Genomic DNA, 782 nt, shown 5'->3' on the forward strand with positions numbered 1-782 from the left:
TGGGAAACCTTAAGCAACTCAACTAATTCTTTCTCAAAACTGTCACCATATTTTATTCAACCTGTAAGGTATTCATATATGTCACTTGCAAGTCCATACGTTTCATCAACGGAAAGCCCTTTAACGCCTTGCAGGAGCAACAGATTGTCCTTGTGGGTGTTAAATCATGTGACTATCTCAGGAATAAGCTGTAAACGCGTTTTTCCCTTGAACCTTGGAAACCTTGTCTGATATCCACCTTCACTTGGCACAAAATGCTGGAAGTACTTATGGTTATCCATATCAATTATCAATGCTCTATATTTCATTATTCACCATCCTTATATCATTTTATTTCAATTCCACGGTAAGTTTTCCCTTTGATGCATTTTGACACTTCTCTCACATTGTGCTTTTGCTTTGTAAGGAAGTCCATGAAGTCATTCTTGAAAATTCTTGCTGTGTAATGTTTTTCCTGGAAACCAATTCCAGACATTGTATAAGCGTTTGTCATCATGTCATTTGAAATGAATTCCTCTTGACCTTGAACTGCGTCATTAAGTTCACGTGACTTTGAAATCACTTCTTCAACATTGGCATTGTTGTTTGTTTTCTTGCTTTCAATTCAGTCATGATGCTCTTTTGTAAGTGAAAACCTTTGGTTTCTTATCTCTGTACTGTTGAACACCCTCTGAAATGAATTTATAGCCCATCTGGCAAGCATTTGGATGGATTGGGGGTCATTAAGCAGCTCATTGATTTCCGCAGGCGTAAACTCATATTTCCCAGACTTGTTCAAACCT

1 protein-coding gene is annotated in these 782 nt (G+C 37.6%); it reads right to left on the minus strand.

Annotation, left to right across the window (positions count from 1 at the left end; translation table 11 throughout):
• Window positions 1-325: 325 nt before the first annotated feature.
• Window positions 326-562: a hypothetical protein gene (locus N1032_RS24880; RefSeq protein WP_259543222.1), complete on the minus strand. Its 237-nt coding sequence runs from the start codon at window positions 560-562 to the stop codon at window positions 326-328.
• Window positions 563-782: the final 220 nt, after the last annotated feature.

Source organism: Herbiconiux daphne, assembly GCF_024979295.1.
Lineage (GTDB): Bacteria > Actinomycetota > Actinomycetes > Actinomycetales > Microbacteriaceae > Herbiconiux > Herbiconiux daphnes.